Source organism: Chryseobacterium amylolyticum, assembly GCF_051011775.1.
In the GTDB taxonomy this organism is placed as follows: Bacteria; Bacteroidota; Bacteroidia; order Flavobacteriales; family Weeksellaceae; genus Chryseobacterium.
The window spans coordinates 133,697-150,694 of sequence record NZ_JBPCHX010000006.1 but is presented as its reverse complement, the minus strand read 5'-3'; the positions used below and the strand labels follow the sequence as shown (position 1 = coordinate 150,694).

Genomic DNA, 16,998 nt, shown 5'->3' with positions numbered 1-16,998 from the left:
GTATATTTTTCGTAAAATGGAGTGACCTTTGTCTTTACAATCATTAAAGTAACAAGATTATTGCATATCAGACATGATATAACCATTGTTCTGTACCACTCCTTAATGGTAACAGTAATCCAGCCATCCTTTTCTTTCCATGGGTACATCTCTCTTTTAAAATACATAATAACATAATCCCTATTCTTACCGTTTAACGAAAATAAGTCTTGCATAATCTCTGATAATTTGTTTTACAAGCTTTTATGGTGGCTTATTCCATGCGTTAGTTTGTTATTCCAAATATAGTGAAATAATTAAAATTATACTATACAGTTGTTTGATATTAACAACTTTAACAATAATTTTGGAAAAATTCCTGTAAATTGTAAAAGATTGAAATTCCAGGTTTATACTTTTGATGAAAAAATAACCTCTCTTTCCGATTCCTTTGGAGCATACAATTTTTGAGGTGATTCCATACTGAAACTTTCTGCAGTTCAGAGTTTTATTCATCATTCTCGCTTGTATTTCAATGGAATAGTATTACAAAAATATTTAAAAGCAATGTCAATCATATTAAATCTATATTAACTTTATTCCAAAAACCAGGCTATTTTTACTATTCTTCATACTGAATCATTATCAGGATATTCATCAGCAGTCTTTTAGTACTGAGTACCGGCTTTGGATTTAATAAGTTTCTGCCATTCCATATAACCCGAAATGGCCACCAGGAATAAAAATGATGTTAAAACAGCATAGAGATATAATTCTTTATGCAGTAACAGCGGTATGGAAATTATATTACTGATATTGAGGACTACCCAGTTCTCAATTTTTCTTCGTGCCATAAGCCACATGCCAGCCCATGCAAAAGCGCTTACCAGAGAATCCCAGACCGGAACATCCGAGTCGGTAAAATGCGTGAGAAAAGACCAGAACAAAATAAATGTCCCCAGAATAATTCCTCCCGCAATCCATTTTTCTGTTGTGGAAGTAACAGAGATTTCCATTTCAGATTTCTGCTTTCCGAATTTCCAGTAAAGCCATCCGTAGATGCTCATGATCAGATAGTAAAGATTTAATGTGAATTCAGCATAAAGCTTCGAAGTCAGCATTACATATAAAGTCAGCAGAATACCTGCTATGCCGAAAAGATAATTGTTTGCATTGTTTTTACGGGCCAGTAAGACCTGAATTACCGAAAATAAGACCCCGAACCATTCAGGCCAGGTAATTTGTTTTAAAATGTCCTGCATCATATTAATTTTAGAAATCAAATGATGAGATGATAAGTAGCAATCCCTACGCCGGCATTATCCGGATCAGGTGTGGATATATCCTGGGTATCATCTCAGCCAACCTTATTTGGTAGCACCCCATTGTTGAGGCAAAGTTGCTGCTTTTTTCCGGAAAAAGAAAATTACATCAGACTTTATTTTCGGATTATATGACCAGAATTATAAAGAATCCGTCAGGCAAATTATAATTTTATGCTTAGTTTAAAACAATATATTATGGATAATCAGCAAGAAATATCGGTATTGAATGACTTACTTCACATTACCAATGACAGAATGGAAGGCTTTGAAAAAGTTGAAGGAAAAGTATGGGAAATGTATCCCGATGTAAAGGATGAGTATGATCATATGATTTCACAGTCGAAAATTATGAAAAATGAACTGATCAACCTCATCACAGAAAAACAGGGTGTTCCTGATGACTCTACATCCATGGCCGGAGCCCTTCACAGAACATGGATTGATATTAAAAATTCATTTACCATGGGAAATCTGGTAGAGTCTACCCTGGAAAACGTGGTTTTTGGAGAAAAAGCAGCTATAGAAACTTATCAGAACGCCCTGAGCAGCGGTAAACTTAGTGATAAGAGTAACAAAATAGTATCCGAGCAGCTTCGCAGCCTGAAAAGTTCCTATAATCAGTTCAGGAAAATTGAAGAATACAAAAAGAAAGAGTAAACCCATAAAAAAACCCCTCTTAAAAAGAGGAGCTTATTAATCAAGAACAAAATAATATTTAATCCTTTCAAAAATATCAAATATATCCTGTCGTTTTTATGATGCAGGTCATAAGATCAGGGAGTTTCCTGATATTATTTCACTGCGTTTTTGGCTTTTTCAGATTCCTGCAAGTGATGTTCCAATGTAGGAAGAGTTTTAGCGGCAAACGCTTTCAGAGAAGATTCTTTTCCTTCTGAGGCTTCTTTTCGGAATGCTTCAATATCTTCTTTGTGATCACTCACCATAAGATCTGTATACTTTTTGTCAAAGTCTTTTCCCTTTTTGGCTTTCAGATCATCATACATTTTCTGCTTTTCGGCATCCAAGGCTGCAGGCAAGGTATAGCCGGCTCCTGAAGCCCATTTCTTAAGTTCGTCATTTGCTTTGCTATGATCTGTAACCATCATTGCTCCCAAAGATTTCACAACTGAATTCTCTGCATTGGTTGCTGCCAGCTTTCCCATCATTACTTCCATCAGCCCTCCTATGGCTGCTGCATCTGCAAACTTTTTGTCCTGGTCGCTGAGCGTGCCTGTCTGGTTATTCGTTTCAGACATTTTGGCTGAATCACTTACTGTCGTACCCGATTCTGCAGGAGCAGACATTGATGTACTTTCCTGAGATTGGGCAGTTGACGTCGGTTCATTTTTTTTGCAGGCCACTAAAGCAGCTGCTGCAAAAATTGTTACTACAAAATTTTTCATAATAATAAATTTTAAATGGTGATATAAATGAAGTCTGTAATGACTTGTTTATAAAAGCAACAATTTATCTGCCAAAAACAGATCAAACCTCATCATCAGATAGTATGAATGAATATTTTAAGACTGATGAACCAACCGGAAAGTCAGATTAATACGCTCTTTCATAGCAGTTACAGATTTAGCAATCCGATGTTCCCAATGTTCCTGCAAATCTCCCTTCATAATCAACAATGAACCATGTGGGAGCGGGAGGCTGTATTTACTCTGATGGTGGTCTTTTTTTCTGAAATCAAAATTTCTGGCCTGTCCTAAGCTCACCGATGCAATCACAGGACGTTTGCCATATCTGCTTTCTTTATCCCTGTGCCAGGCAACGGAATCATTATGATCCCTGTACAGATTGAGCAATACGGAATTGAACTGATACCCGAATGTTTCTTCTATTCTCTGCTTCAGGGATAACAGTTCGGGTGTCCAATGATGGGTTTTCAGTTCACCATTTCCTAAAGGGTAATCATTTTCCTGATCTCCATACCATGCGGTTAACCGTGGTGTTAAAACTGTCTTATCGTACATTTTCTGAGTCCTTTGTTTCCAGGAAACCGTTTCCAGCAGATGAGCCTTAAGCTGGTCCGCTTCTTCCCTGCCCAGGAAATGCTCCCTGTACTCCAGAAGATCTTTCGGAAATTCGTACAGATCTTCTGTATTAAATAAACTAAGCTGCTCCATTGTTGTTACTATTTTTCAGCCCAAACATATGGTCCTTTCAACATGCTGATACAAAATATATCTGCAAATATATTAAATATGATACATAAATGAACAATATTCTTTTCACAAGAATCTGAACAATTTGTTTTCAGCAATTGTTGCTATCCGGAAATTGTGATTCACATCATAAATATTTCTCTTTTTGATCATTAAGTTTGATATAACCAAATTGATTATTATGAAAAAAGCAGCATTATATATGTTATTATTGCTCATGCTGTCAGCATGTACAAAATCCGAGACCCAATATACCGATCAAAATAACAGAGAAGAAACGGTAAATAACAAGGCTTCAGATACAATCCAGACCCTTACTGAAGTTTCAGACACCTTGCATCAGGAAAACGACAGTATCAACGTAAAAACCGGTAATGAATAAGGATCATTATCCTAAAGGCAGGCTCATCATTATTGGTGGCAGCACTCCTGATACTTGTCTGGAAGGAGAACAGGAACCGGATATCAATAAAATTCCTTCTCAGCTGTTCAAATTATTACCAGAACAAAAAAACATCCGTATTGAAATGATCATTTCAGATTACAAGCCAGGGTATAAAGAAAAGTATTCTGCTGCATTAGAGAGGCATGGATATATAAACTCAGGGATTATTCATGCTCATCAGGAAAATAATTTTAATGATTATGATGCCAGAATCTCGCAGGCAGGAATAGTTTTTATCGCGAATGAGGATCCGGAAATTTGTGAAATGCTGAAAAAATCCGAAATATTAAAACTTTTACATAAAAAGTACATTCATGAAGAAGATTTTACAATTATCGGAATGAATGCCGCTTCAATGTATATTTCTAAAATTTTGGTGAACGAAAAGGGAATTCATCAGGGTTTTGGATTTATCAATAACTGTATCATTGATACAAAATTTGAGTACAAAACAAGATTTAAAAAGCTGATCAGGGCCATTATGCTTCATCCTGAATGTCTTGGTATCGGTCTTAATAGCGGAATGTTGATGGTTATTGAGAAAGGCTGTAAAGCGTCCTGCTACGGCAGCAGTACAGTAATGGCAGTCGACGCCAGGTATATTAACAAAAGCAAGGCAGGGAAAGGAACTACTGTTTTTATGAAAAATCTCAGGGGACATATTCTTACCGAAGGATCAGGTATTAATTTATGTACCGGAAATCTTATTAAAGATAATCAGTTTCATAACAGTTTAAATTTTACCCATAGAAATACAATTCAATGATTTTAACTTTAAATAAATTTACATATGATACCCAAAGGAAAATTACTTATTATCGGCGGTAAGGAAGACAGAGACGGCGATGAACCTGATATGGAAGAAAAAAACAATAATTTTTCGCCCAACGAGATTCTTAAACTGCTGGTAACCTCTAATGATGACCGTATTGAAGTAATTACAACGGCAACTTCCGAGCCTGAAGAAATGCAGGAAACTTATACCAGGACATTTGAAGAAATCGGATATACCAACTTTGGTTTTCTGGATATTTGTGATGATCAGGTACATACAGATTTTTACCTGAAAAGAATTGAAGAAGCAAAAACGATATTCTTTACAGGCGGTGACCAGGATAAAATCTGCAGATTTTTGCAGCCCTCCGTTCTTACGGAGGTTTTGAAGAAAAAATATAATGAAGAAGAAGGCTTTATGATTGCGGGTACCAGTGCAGGGGCAATGTGTATGCCTAAAATAGTTATCCTCGAAGCAGTAAACGGAGAAGCAATCCTCGAACATGACATTGATCTGGATTCCGGATTGGGATTCATTGAAAATTGTATTATAGATACCCATTTTGCACACCGTGCAAGGTTCGGCAGGCTTTCACATGCTGTGATTCTACATCAGGAATGCTGGGGAATCGGCCTTGGAGAAGATACTGCACTTCTTATTGAGGAAGGACATAAAGCAACCTGCAAAGGATCGGGTTCTGTATGGATCATCAATGCTAAGGAAATCAGACAGACAAATACTGAAACTGCTAAAAAAGGATTTCCCGTTTATGTAGAAAATCTAAAGGTTCATATTCTAACAGACAACTGTAAAATTGATCTTATGAATAATATATTTGAAGGAGCAGGCACAGGAGACCAATAAAACGAAAAAGGAGACCCGAATAAAAAACCAGGTCTCCTTTTTTATAAAGATTGTATGTTTACATTGCTTTGCTGTTAAGATGGGTATCAGCAACTTTTGTCAGCAGTTCATCACACTTTTTTTCTTCTTCCAATGTGCTTAAAAAGTTTTTAAGGCATTCTTCTTCCTTCAATACTTTTGCGAATGCTGCCAGTGTACCATACGTAGCAATTTCATAATGTTCAACTTTTTGTGCAGCTGCAATGATTCCTGCATCCCTTACTGCACCTGGTTCTGTCTCTTCCATAATGCTTTTCCCTTCATCCAGCAATCCCTGCATGGCATCACACTTCTTTGCCTGGGCTTTTTTACCCAGTGCTTTAAAACATTCCTCCAGTCTTTCCACATGACCTTCTGTTTCAGTAATATGCTTGTCAATGCCTTTTTTAAGTTTTTCATCGGTAGCATTCTTCATCATTACCGGTAGCGCTTTCAGCAGTGCTTTTTCAGCCCAGTAAATGTCTTTCAGTGCATCTTCAAAAAGGTCTTCCAGACTCTTGGCTGCATTTTTTTTAGCCGGCGTTTTGGCGGTTGTTTTTGCGGTTGTTGTTTTTTTGGCTGGTGCTTTTTTGGTTGCCGTTTTAGTTTCCATAATATAATATTTTAGTGTTTGATTGGTGATAAATCTGCAACTATAAGACCATTTTCACCTGAAATACAAAGATGTGGTATCTAAAATTGCCATCGGAATACATATTTTAAGATATAATATGAGAAGACTCATAAACCTGAAAGTGTTTTTACAGTTACTTTTATGTAACCAAATCAATAATCAGTATGGCTATACGAAATACTTTACATCTTACGCTGAAAATCTGGCGGCAGAAAAACAGAAAAGCAAAAGGAAAATTTGAAATATATAAAATATCAGGTATTTCTACAGATTCATCTTTTCTTGAAATGCTGGATATTCTCAATGAACAGCTGATTGACGAAAATAAAGAGCCTGTAGCTTTCGATCATGACTGCCGGGAAGGAATATGCGGAATGTGTTCCCTCTATATCAACGGAAGAGCACACGGCCCTGATACCGGAATAACAACCTGCCAGCTTCATATGAGAATGTTCAAAGACGGCGAAACAATAGTTATTGAACCCTGGAGAAGTATTGCTTTTCCTGTCATCAAAGATCTTATTACAGACCGGAGTGCTTTTGACAGAATAATGGCGGCAGGCGGATTTATTTCTGTAAACACTTCAGGCAATACATTAGACGCCAACGCTATTTTAGTTCCGAAGGAAGATGCTGATAAAGCCATGGATGCTGCTGCATGTATCAGCTGTGGAGCTTGCGTTGCATGCTGCCCCAATGGTGCGGCAATGCTTTTTGTGGGAGCAAAGGTTTCCCATTTGGCATTACTTCCACAGGGAAAAACAGAAGCAAAAAGAAGAGTTCTGAATATGGTTCAGGCCATGGATGATGAAGGCTTCGGAAACTGTTCGGTAATCGGAGCCTGCGAAGTAGAGTGCCCGAAAAACATCTCTCTCGATAATATTGCAAGAATGAACAGAGAATATATGTCGGCCTGGATCAGTAAACCATAATAATGTTAAACCGGATATCATGGTATTAGTAACCGGAGCTACCGGAATTCTTGGCAGAGTCATCCTACTGGAACTTCTTAAAAACGGTAGAAAGGTACGGGCATGCAAAAGAAAGTCAAGTGATCTCGAAGAGGTCAAAAGATCACTGAATTACTACACAGGTAATGCAGAAATTCTTTTTGATAAAGTTGAATGGGTTGATATCTGCCTTCATGACCAAAAAAGCTTACAACTGGCGCTTCAAGGTGTAGAAGAAGTTTATCACTGCGCCGCAAAAGTGAGCTATGATCCTCATGACCGGGAAATGGTAAACTGCGTGAATGTTGAAGGAACACAAAACCTCTTAGAATGCTGTAAAAATTCAGGAATCAGCAAGTTTCTGTATGTAAGCTCTGCGGTTATTTTTAAAAAGGAAAGAATAGATAAACCTGTTGATGAGCACTCTCCGCTTATTAATGGTACCAACAATACCATTTACGCAGTTTCCAAATATAAAGCTGATGCAGCTGTTTGTAAAGCCTTTTATGAAGGATTGAATACCATTATTATCAATCCGGGGATGATCATAGGAAGCGGAAACTGGAATAAAAGCAGTGGAAAGTTCCTGCAGACTTTTATAAGGAGTTTTTATACTTTTTCAGGGCAAACCGGATGTGTAGATGTACGAGACGTGGCTTCCATAGCTATAGCATTAATGGATAAAAATGTTTTCGGGGAAAGGTTTCTGATTGCTTCTGAAAATATAAATTACAAAGAGCTGTCTGATATCATTGCCGGGAAGCTGCATACAATAAAACCATTTGTATTGCCAAAAATTTTCTTAAACATGGGGAAATTCCTGAATATACTTTCGGGAGGGTTAGTGCCAAAGCTAAGAATGCTGACCACCCCAAACATTGAGTTTCTAACCTCATCCCAAAATATATCCAATAATAAAGTTGCTGCCCTGCTGAAATACCATTTTATTCCGGTTAGAGAAAGTCTTTTATTCCATATTGATAACTTTCTCAGCGAAAAAAAATAGTTCAGCAATAAAGTGGTCTCAGTCTGTCTTTTTCACCCATACACTTACCGAACCCGGATTTACAGTAAACACCGCTTTTCCGTTTTGATCCGTAGAAATTTCTTCATGGCGGTTCTTTAAGAAATCAATATAGAATGAGTCCGCATGTTCTTTCCCCAGTTCTATTTCTTTATGACTTTCTTCACTGTTAGATATGATCACAACGCAGCCCGGATGTGTTTCATCTCCTGTCCGTACAAAAGCCACACAGTTGGGATGATCAAAATAATCGATCTGTTTACCGTATGCAAAAAGCTTTCTTGCTTCAAGGAGGCCGGGAAGTTCTTCTACTTTCGGCATGATGATATGTACTTCCTGGTCTTCTTTTATATCAATATACTCCGCGCCAAAAAGGTCAGGATAAAATATACAGGGATAAGCCTCATCAGTAAGAAGAATAATGGCATATGCCAAAGGCTTGAACCAATCTTTAACCGCAGACTCAAGAGCCTGAAGCTGCTGCGTATCATGATTTTCCACAAATGAAACGGAGAAAACGGGCTTCTTTTCCAAAAAGCTTCCTTTTAAAATCCGGCTCATATCATAATCTTTACCATCCTGTGATGCTTTAAAGAAATTATAATGCAGCGGAGCATCAAAACAAGAGATAAGATCAGACATTTTATCGGAAAAAAACTCAATTTTTTCTGCTTCGTCTTTCCAGAATTCACCCAAAACAAAACATTCAGGATTCACTTCTGTTTTAATATAGGAGATCCAGTCTTTCAAAAAGTCGGAGGAGATATGTTTTAAGGCATCCAATCTGATACCGTCTGCTTTCGTTGTTTCCATATACCATCTGATCCAGTTTTTCATTTCCTGCACAACACAGGGATTACGGTATTCTATATCAGCTCCCATCAGATAATCATAATTACCAAACTGGTGGCTTACGGCATCTGTCCACTCCTCACCATATTCATTATGAATTTTAAAAACACCTTTCAGCTCCTCTCCTTCTTTAATCACATAATCAATACCGCTGAAACAGTGATAATCCCATATGAAATCCGAATACACTCCTTTCCTTCCCGGAAAAGTAAATTTCGTATAAGCTGAAACCTCCATATTTTCAGAGATTCTTTCATTGCGGTTTTCTTCATTCAGCTGATGCACCACAATCTTTTCTTCTTCATCTCCTCCCATCCTATGGTTTAAAACAATATCTGCATACACAGACATTCCCACTTCATGCGCTTTCTCTATGGCCATTAAATATTCAGCTTTCGTCCCGTACCGGGTTGGTATGCTTCCTTTCTGATCAAATTCTCCCAGATCATAAAGATCATATACATCATAGCCACGCCCTTCCATATTGAGACTGCATTTATTGGCTGGAGGAAACCAGACGGCAGTAAACCCCAGATCTCTTAAATATTCTGCTTTTTCAGCAAATTCATTCCAAAGGTTTCCCGGATGGTACCAATGGAAAAACTGAATAATAACACCGTTCATATTTAAAAGTATTAACCGTTAATAATTAAACCGCCATTCGGATGAAGAACCTGCCCGGTGAACTGTGCGGAAGCCTCTGTAGCAAGAAATAAAAAGCTTGCAGCCACTTCTTCAGTAGAGGCATTACGTTCTAACGGCGGTTTATCCTGATCCTCATCCTCTTCCCCGAATGTTTTTTCCGTAAGCGGTGTGGCTACAGGCCCGGGCGCTACGGCATTTACCCGTATTCCCTTGGGCTTAGCCTGAAGCGCCAGTGAGCGTGTGAAGGAAACAATGGCTCCTTTGGTTGCGGAGTAATCCAGTAGTTCTTCATGCCCCATATAAGCGGTGGCAGAGGTTGTATTAATAATAACACCACCCTTTTTTAAATGGGGAAATACAAATTTTGTCAGCAGGATCATTCCAATAATGTTTGAATCAAAAGTCTTGCGGATATCTTCTTCTTTAAGGTCCTGTATTGCTTTGCACGGAACCTGTGTTCCGGCATTATTAACCAGGATATCTATTCCACCGAATTTGGAAACGACCTCATCAACAACAGTTTTACAGAATGTACTGTCATTAATATCTCCTTCAAATGAGAGAACTTTGTGTCCCAGTTTTTCAATTTCCTGACTTGTTTTTTGAGCATCTTTGGCATCATGATAATGTATAAATGCAATATCAGCTCCTTCTTTGGCAAACAAAAGCGCTATGGCCTTACCAATTCCGCTGTCTGCTCCTGTAATAAGGACAGATTTATTTTTCAGTTGTAAATCTTTCATAGGTGTGATTATAGTTTATTATTGAAATAGGTTTATTCTTTGTTTTTCCGGTGCTTATCCAGTTCCAGCTTAAAGCATCCCAGAATGAATTCACTGTAATAAAGCTGAGCGTTAACAGACTTTGTTCTGGAATGCAGATCTAATTTTTCTGAAAGCACAACTTTTCCTTTATAAGCAATGGCGAAGTAGGCGAAAAGCTTTCCCTGTGATTCTTCCACCGGAGTAGCATATCCCGTTACTCCGATAGACCAGTCTGTTTTGTATATTTTACCTGCCTGTAACGCCATGGTTTCAGCAATATGGGGAGATACACTGTTATATTGCCTGGCTTCAGCAGCATCTACACCAAGAAGATTTACTTTTTCTTCTAAAGTATACGCAGTCATTCCCCCTTTAAAGAATTGGGAAGCATCTTTCATCTGAGAAAAGGAAAACTGCAGAAAGCCAGCAGTAACACTTTCGGCTGTTGAAACAGTTTCATTTCCCGAAAGCAGATATTCTCCGATACGCTTAAACAGTTTTTCCAGTTCTATGACGAAATGCACTAATGATTTCACTGATAGTGAATCAGCGTGAGCAATTTGTGAAGATTTTAAAATCATTGATTGTATTTTGTAATATCAGGACTTCCCCGATTGTTTTTCTTTTTCAGAATCCTTCGCCTCTTGTTGCTCTTTGGACAGCTGGCCAAGCTTCTCGTAATATTTATGGAGCTTGTCCAGTTCTTCTTCCGTCAGATCTTCAATATCAACCAGCCGGTTGCTGGCTTTTTCATAAGATGCAATCAGTTCATTAAGCTTTATCTGAATAGCCTTGGAATCTTTGTTCTGGGTTTTTTGAATCAGAAATACCATTAGAAAAGTTACAATGGTGGTACTTGTATTGATAACAAGCTGCCAGGTTTCAGAATAATTGAAAAGAGGCCCGCATACAGCCCAGACAATAACCAGTAAACTTGCCGTAATAAAAGCACCGGGGCTTCCGGTTATACAAACAACACGATCTGAAAACCTTTCAAAAAAATTTTTTTTCATAAATAATACGATTTGAATAAAATGATGATACAAGTTATCGAAACAACAGTATAAAGATTATGATCCAAGTCATCTATGACTTTTATTGCTTAGCTATTATTATAGTATATTCTTTAACAATATTTGGTTTTATTTAAAATGTGGAGAACCGCATAATTATTTTTATCCGTTAAAAGCAGGCCACTTTTCTCATCATTTTATTTTATAACCAATTGTAAACGAAAGAGGTAAAATAATTAACACATTCAAAAAAGTGAGCAACAAAGCAGGTTTCAAAAACTGAATAAAATCACTTCGTTAAGATTTAATACTTAATTAAAAAATAATTATCCATCTTTGCAGCCTTAAAATCAAACACGCTAGTTTATTTCATGAGCATTATTTTTAAAAAGCGTCTAATTATAGCGCTTGTATTACCTACGGCGGCCTTGTATTACGGGCAGAGTACGAAGGATTCATTAGAAAAATCCAAATCTATTGATGAGGTGATGTTGGTGGGTAGAAACCTTTCCCAAACAGCCAAAGAGAGAAAAACTCCTGTTGCAGTTTCCAACATCAAGGCAGCAGAAATTCAGGAGAAACTCGGAAACAGAGAGTTCCCTGAGATTATGAAGTCTACCCCATCCGTTTACGTAACTAAAGTAGGTGGAGGATTTGGAGACAGCAGAATCAACATGAGAGGTTTTGATGGTGCCAACATTGCGGTGATTATCAACGGGCAGCCGGTGAATGACATGCAGGGAGGTACTGTGTATTGGTCTAACTGGACAGGATTGGCAGATATTGCCAGCAATATTCAGATCCAGAGAGGTTTGGGAGCGTCTAAATTTGTAGTTCCTTCTGTGGGAGGAACGATCAATATTGTAACCAAAGCTACCGATGCCGAGCAAAAAGCAATGATCAAAGGAGAGGTTGGTAATGATAACTACTCCAGAATTTCAGCAATGTACTCTTCAGGATTAAAAAACAAATGGGGAACAACCGTATTGCTTTCCCGCTGGCAAGGTGACGGATACATCAACGGAACGAAAGGAGAAGGTTACTCATGGTTTTTCTCAACAGGGTTTAAGCCTAATGAAAAACATGCTTTCAATTTAATCGCAACCGGAGCACCACAGGTACACGACACAAGAAGATCTTCTGCCACCGGAGCAAACGTAGCAACACTGCAGCAGTTTGAAACCTATGGAAGAAGATACAACCCTCAGACAGGGATGTTAAACGGTTCTCAATTCAATTTGGCTCCTAACTTCTACCATAAGCCTATCGCCTCTTTGAACTGGGACTGGACAATGAATGACAACCTGAAATTATCTACTGTGGTTTACGGCTCATGGGGACGCGGCGGCGGAGGTACCGGACTTAACGGTTCTATCAAAAACGCTGCAGGACAAACCATGAATTTCATGAATTATGGCGCAGGAGGAGACGGTACGATCAACTGGGATATGATTTACCGTTACAACAGAGGTGGTATGGTAACTGATTATAATGGAAATACCTTTCAGAAATCTACCTTTACAGCACCTGCAGGTTCTCCCGGCGATTACAACGGACAATATGTTTCTACTCTGAACGGAACCAGCGGTATTGTAAGAAAGCAGAGTATCAATGCTCATGACTGGTATGGAGTGATTGCTGACCTTAATTACAAAAAAAATAACTGGACTTTCAACGGAGGTATTGATCTTAAGACCTACAAAGGCGCACTGTACGACATTGTAACAGATATGTTAGGATCAGATGCTTTATTTGTTCCTACTACAGCCAATGCTCCAAAAGGATACTACATTAATCAAACTGTAAAGCCGGAACCGCTCACCAAACTTAAAGATGCTCAGAAAGTATCTATCCACAATGAAGGTCTGGTAAAATGGGCAGGTATTTACGGAATGGTTGAGTACAGCTCTGAAAAGCTGAGTGCATCCGTTCAGGGATCTGTTTCTGAGCAATATTATAAGAGAAGAGATTATATGCTGTACACTCCTGGGAACCAGGAAACAAAATGGTATCACAAAACGGGTTATATCGTAAAAGGAGGTGCCAACTATAATATTGACGATCACCACAATGTATTTTTCAATACAGGGGTTATCTCAAGACAGCCGTTATTCAATGCTTTATTCCCATCAAACCAGAACATCTATAATGATGCGAAGAATGAAAGAATCTTCTCTGTAGAGTTAGGTTACGGTTTCAAATCCCGTTATGTGGATGTGAACATCAACGCTTACAGAACGCAGTGGGATGACAGATTTATTTCAAGAACATTCAATGCAACGGCTGCTGATGTTGCCAAATTCTCTCAACTAACCCTTGGAAATGCTTATTTCTATAATGCATTGAACGTTGGGCAATTACACCAGGGAATCGAATTGGAAGCAAAAGCAAGACCTTTCACTAATCTCAGACTGAGAGGAATGGTATCATTAGGAAACTGGAAGTACAAAGGAAACGCCAACTTTAATATTCTTGATGTTCAGAACAACCAGGAAATAGCAGGAGCAACAGGAACGATCAATATTAAAGACCTGAAGGTTGGAGACGCAGCTCAAACAACAGCCAGCATTGGAGCTGATTATAATATTACCAAAGCTTTCAGTATTGATGCCAACTGGGAATATTATGACAAGCTTTATGCACAGTTCAACCCGATCAATTTCCTTACGGAAGCCGCAAGAGAAAAAGGAATTGTAAAATTACCAAGCTATCACTTATTTGATGTAGGTGCTTCTTACAAATTCACACTTGATGCGAAAAAGTCTTTAACATTGAGAGCGAACGTATACAACTTATTCAACAAATATTATATTTCTGAATTAAGCTCCAATATCTTTGCAGGAGATAAAATTGCCAATGGCCCGGATGCCGGAAAAACGTATCAGGAAGCTGGCAGAGTGTATCAGGGTGTTGCAGACGGTAATACAGGATTCCTTGGTTTCGGAAGAACCTGGTCTGTTGCCGCCACTTTGAGATTCTAATACAATACCATTTCAATGAATTAATTAAGCAGGCTGTTCTTTTTGGAACAGCCTGCTTTTATATTAATCACAAACTTAAAAGTTATTAGGTTTCTTATTCTGAGCGGCCTGTCTGGCAATTTCATCAATACGGTTTCTCCTTGTTTCAGGCCTTTTGGCAAGCACAATCCATTGCAGCAGCATTTTTCTTGCAGATTTGCTCAGACCCAGAAAATATGCTTTGGAACCTTTATACATTTTAAAAGTTTCTTCCAGATCTTCCGGGATTACCAGGTCTTCCACACTGTCCAAAATATTCCAGGAGCCATTTTCTTTTGCAGTATTAATGGTATCAAATCCTGCTTTTGTCATCAGATTATTTTCTATCAGCTTCTGAACCTTCTCTTTATTGATCTTAGACCATGTACTGCCGGGCTTACGCCTGCTGAATAACTGCATAAAGGATCCTTCATCAATGGCTTTTCTTGTACTGTCAATCCAGCCAAAACAAAGCGCTTCATCTACCAGTTCACTCCAGGAAACAGTGGATAAATCTGATTTTCTGGTATTACAGATGAGCCATACAGACTTTTCTATATGATGGTTCTCTTCCAGCCATTGCCGCCAGTTATCCCTTGTATTGACATGAAACGTTTTTTTCTCATCCATTTTCCCCGTAGTTTTGTTTTACTATGATGTAAAGGTAAAATACTTTAGTGACAATAGTTTGTCAGTATTAAAATTTCTGTTTTTAACTATGACATCCCATAATGTAAGCCTATTGTAAAGAATAAATGATAAATTAGCCAAAGCAAACAGGTAAAAACATTTCAGCTTTTTAATCACATATGGATAAAGAAACTATAGATTATGTCATCAGGTATTTCAGGATATTAATGACAGAGAATGAAAAATTAGCTTTGGATCATCATATGTATACTTACAAAAGTTCTGATAGTATTCAATTGAGGAATATAATGATTGAACGAGGGTGGATTAATACTGATCCTGAAATCATTAAGCTACTGGAGAACGGATATGGAGCTTTTCAACAAAATGTTGTAACTCGGATAATGGCAGAAACTCCTGAAAGAATTTTTCTCAACACCTGCCCTAAATGCCATAAACTTGCCCGTACTCCAAATGCAAAGCAATGCAGATATTGTGACTATAGCTGGCATCATTTAACGGCTGCTCAATTTCAGCTCAACAATACTTTTCAAGTTACAGGAAGAAAATTTTTCCTTATAGGCCAAATTGCGGAAGGTGAACTAAGGGAAGGACAAAGAATAGATTTAAGAATATTGGGACTTAATAAAAAGCCTAAAATTCAATCCATTGAATTTGTACTTAAGCATCAAGACGGAAATATATGGGAAGATATTGCACTTGGTATAACTGAATTAACTGAAGATGATAAAGAATATTTAAAAAGTATAACACCTGTCAGAAATCCGCTTGATATTATAATAGAATAAAAATCTACTTATTTCTCATTCTTCACCTGCATCGCTCTCTGATAAAAAGACTGGCTGGCAATTTTCTCTTCTGCTTCATCAATGGCAGTCAGCAGATTATTTTTATTGTCTGCGATATCTCCCAAAACCAGGGACATCATTTCCCAGACCGGTTTCATTTTTTCAATAAGCTCATTCCCTTTTGAAGTGAGCTTAAACAGTCTTTTTCTTTCGTCCTGTTTATCTTTTTCCCATTGTATCAACTCCAGCTTTTCAAGTTCTTTGAGCAGGGTTATGGTTGATGGGTGTGTATATCCGATTTCATTGGCTATTTCTACCACACCTGCTATTTCCTTTTTGTAAATGGTAAAAATAACGGGAAACCATTTCAATTCAAAATCGATTCCGAATGCTTTATAGATCAATGCACCGTCCTTTCTTAATTGTTCACTCAGGCGGTGCAGTCTTGTGGAAATGGCAAGAATTCCTGCTTCGTTAATTACATTCATGTTCAGTCAATATGTAAATGGTAAAAAATATCATCAGCACTCATCAGGGGAAATTTAACAGGTAAATTTCCTTTTTCAATCTTCACAAAATGATTCCTTTCATAGAAACGCTGTGCTGCTTTCAGTACCGTTATGGTCCCCAAATACAGATCATCAATTCCGTTTCTACGGCAGAAAGCAATTAAAATTTCCAGTAATTCCTGGGCAATATTGAGCTCTTTACCTCTGAATTCTTTTTTCACAAACATTTTCCTGATCGCTCCTGCCCTTTCGTCAAACTTAACCAATGCAATGGAACCTACCAGTTCTCCGTTCACAAAAGCGCCCCAGAAGTTACCTCCGGCTTCCGTATAAAAACTTTCAATCTGTAGTAAATCGGGCTGATCCTGTATTGTTATCGGAATATTAAACTCTTTCTGCTGGATAGTCAGAATCAGGTCAATAGCCTGTTCTGAATAAGAGTTTCCTATGGGCTGTATTTCTAATTTCATAGTGTTTGTATTTTAAAGTATAAAACTACGTAGTTAAATACATATTTACAAATTATTTTTCTGGTTTAAAGAAATTTAACACAAAACAGCAACCCTTAATTTCTATCTGTTGATATTTATGT

Annotated in this window: 19 protein-coding genes; 8 read left to right on the top strand and 11 right to left on the bottom strand. The window is 37.8% G+C overall.

The genetic code is table 11. The features are described 5' to 3' along the window. Positions 1 to 647: 647 nt before the first annotated feature. Positions 648 to 1,244: a nicotinamide riboside transporter PnuC gene (gene pnuC / locus ACR1PO_RS17230; protein ID WP_332386982.1), complete on the bottom strand. Its 597-nt coding sequence runs from the start codon at positions 1,242 to 1,244 to the stop codon at positions 648 to 650. A 255-nt stretch (positions 1,245 to 1,499) separates the two neighbouring features. On the opposite strand from pnuC, the gene ACR1PO_RS17225 reads away from it, so the two are divergent. Beyond that, the gene (locus ACR1PO_RS17225) at positions 1,500 to 1,961 is read left to right on the top strand and encodes a PA2169 family four-helix-bundle protein (RefSeq protein WP_332386983.1); all 462 of its coding nucleotides are present in this window, start codon (positions 1,500 to 1,502) and stop codon (positions 1,959 to 1,961) included. A 134-nt stretch (positions 1,962 to 2,095) separates the two neighbouring features. Here ACR1PO_RS17225 and ACR1PO_RS17220 read toward each other — a convergent pair whose 3' ends face one another. Next, positions 2,096 to 2,707, bottom strand: a complete 612-nt coding sequence (locus tag ACR1PO_RS17220) for a DUF4142 domain-containing protein (protein WP_433987564.1) — start codon at positions 2,705 to 2,707, stop codon at positions 2,096 to 2,098. Positions 2,708 to 2,824: 117 nt separating this feature from the next. After that, positions 2,825 to 3,436 carry an alpha-ketoglutarate-dependent dioxygenase AlkB family protein gene (locus ACR1PO_RS17215; RefSeq protein ID WP_433987563.1) on the bottom strand — a complete coding sequence of 204 codons (612 nt, stop codon included), beginning with the start codon at positions 3,434 to 3,436 and terminating at the stop codon, positions 2,825 to 2,827. 220 nt (positions 3,437 to 3,656) lie between these two features. Between ACR1PO_RS17215 and ACR1PO_RS17210 the strand changes: the two genes are divergently transcribed. Genes ACR1PO_RS17210 through ACR1PO_RS17200 form a run of 3 tightly spaced genes read left to right on the top strand, consistent with a single transcriptional unit; the run spans position 3,657 to position 5,559 of the window. Beyond that, positions 3,657 to 3,857, top strand: a complete 201-nt coding sequence (locus ACR1PO_RS17210) for a hypothetical protein (protein WP_433987562.1) — start codon at positions 3,657 to 3,659, stop codon at positions 3,855 to 3,857. Then, entirely contained in the window at positions 3,850 to 4,686 is an 837-nt protein-coding gene (locus ACR1PO_RS17205) for a hypothetical protein (protein ID WP_433987561.1), read from the top strand. The genes ACR1PO_RS17210 and ACR1PO_RS17205 overlap by 8 nt, the downstream gene beginning before the upstream one ends. Positions 4,687 to 4,710: 24 nt before the next feature. Beyond that, positions 4,711 to 5,559, top strand: a complete 849-nt coding sequence (locus tag ACR1PO_RS17200) for a cyanophycinase (protein ID WP_433987560.1) — start codon at positions 4,711 to 4,713, stop codon at positions 5,557 to 5,559. 58 nt (positions 5,560 to 5,617) lie between these two features. Here the strand turns inward: ACR1PO_RS17200 and ACR1PO_RS17195 are convergent, their stop codons facing one another. Then, a complete protein-coding gene (locus tag ACR1PO_RS17195) occupies positions 5,618 to 6,190 on the bottom strand; it encodes a YciE/YciF ferroxidase family protein (protein WP_433987559.1) in 573 nt (190 codons plus the stop codon). A 185-nt stretch (positions 6,191 to 6,375) separates the two neighbouring features. Here ACR1PO_RS17195 and ACR1PO_RS17190 point away from each other — a divergent pair, with 185 nt between their 5' ends. Both ACR1PO_RS17190 and ACR1PO_RS17185 read left to right on the top strand, forming a co-directional pair. Next, positions 6,376 to 7,143, top strand: a complete 768-nt coding sequence (locus ACR1PO_RS17190) for a succinate dehydrogenase/fumarate reductase iron-sulfur subunit (protein ID WP_433987558.1) — start codon at positions 6,376 to 6,378, stop codon at positions 7,141 to 7,143. 19 nt (positions 7,144 to 7,162) lie between these two features. Then, a complete protein-coding gene (locus tag ACR1PO_RS17185; RefSeq protein ID WP_433987557.1) occupies positions 7,163 to 8,167 on the top strand; it encodes an NAD-dependent epimerase/dehydratase family protein in 1,005 nt (334 codons plus the stop codon). 18 nt (positions 8,168 to 8,185) lie between these two features. Here the strand turns inward: ACR1PO_RS17185 and ACR1PO_RS17180 are convergent, their stop codons facing one another. From ACR1PO_RS17180 to ACR1PO_RS17165, 4 genes are read right to left on the bottom strand one after another with little or no spacing between them, the layout of a single operon-like run. Beyond that, positions 8,186 to 9,661, bottom strand: a complete 1,476-nt coding sequence (locus ACR1PO_RS17180; RefSeq protein ID WP_433987556.1) for an alpha-amylase — start codon at positions 9,659 to 9,661, stop codon at positions 8,186 to 8,188. A gap of 11 nt (positions 9,662 to 9,672) precedes the next feature. Beyond that, entirely contained in the window at positions 9,673 to 10,425 is a 753-nt protein-coding gene (locus ACR1PO_RS17175) for an SDR family oxidoreductase (protein ID WP_332386992.1), read from the bottom strand. Positions 10,426 to 10,457: 32 nt separating this feature from the next. Next, complete coding sequence (locus ACR1PO_RS17170; protein ID WP_332386993.1) at positions 10,458 to 11,027, bottom strand: CinA family protein; 570 nt, start codon at positions 11,025 to 11,027, stop codon at positions 10,458 to 10,460. Between the two features lie 18 nt (positions 11,028 to 11,045). Beyond that, positions 11,046 to 11,459, bottom strand: coding sequence for a low affinity iron permease family protein (locus ACR1PO_RS17165; protein ID WP_433987555.1), 414 nt, complete (start codon positions 11,457 to 11,459; stop codon positions 11,046 to 11,048). A gap of 371 nt (positions 11,460 to 11,830) precedes the next feature. On the opposite strand from ACR1PO_RS17165, the gene ACR1PO_RS17160 reads away from it, so the two are divergent. Then, a complete protein-coding gene (locus tag ACR1PO_RS17160) occupies positions 11,831 to 14,440 on the top strand; it encodes a TonB-dependent receptor (RefSeq protein WP_433987554.1) in 2,610 nt (869 codons plus the stop codon). 75 nt (positions 14,441 to 14,515) lie between these two features. On the opposite strand, the gene ACR1PO_RS17155 is transcribed toward ACR1PO_RS17160, so the two are convergent. Next, on the bottom strand, positions 14,516 to 15,088 hold the full coding sequence (locus ACR1PO_RS17155) for a YdeI/OmpD-associated family protein (RefSeq protein WP_433987553.1): 573 nt from the start codon (positions 15,086 to 15,088) through the stop codon (positions 14,516 to 14,518). Positions 15,089 to 15,267: 179 nt separating this feature from the next. Between ACR1PO_RS17155 and ACR1PO_RS17150 the strand changes: the two genes are divergently transcribed. Then, positions 15,268 to 15,897 carry a hypothetical protein gene (locus ACR1PO_RS17150; RefSeq protein WP_332386997.1) on the top strand — a complete coding sequence of 210 codons (630 nt, stop codon included), beginning with the start codon at positions 15,268 to 15,270 and terminating at the stop codon, positions 15,895 to 15,897. 8 nt (positions 15,898 to 15,905) lie between these two features. Here the strand turns inward: ACR1PO_RS17150 and ACR1PO_RS17145 are convergent, their stop codons facing one another. Then, the gene (locus ACR1PO_RS17145; RefSeq protein ID WP_332386998.1) at positions 15,906 to 16,385 is read right to left on the bottom strand and encodes a MarR family winged helix-turn-helix transcriptional regulator; all 480 of its coding nucleotides are present in this window, start codon (positions 16,383 to 16,385) and stop codon (positions 15,906 to 15,908) included. A gap of 2 nt (positions 16,386 to 16,387) precedes the next feature. Beyond that, positions 16,388 to 16,876 (bottom strand): GNAT family N-acetyltransferase, encoded by a 489-nt coding sequence (locus tag ACR1PO_RS17140; RefSeq protein WP_332386999.1) that lies wholly within the window; start codon positions 16,874 to 16,876, stop codon positions 16,388 to 16,390. Positions 16,877 to 16,998 lie beyond the last annotated feature (122 nt).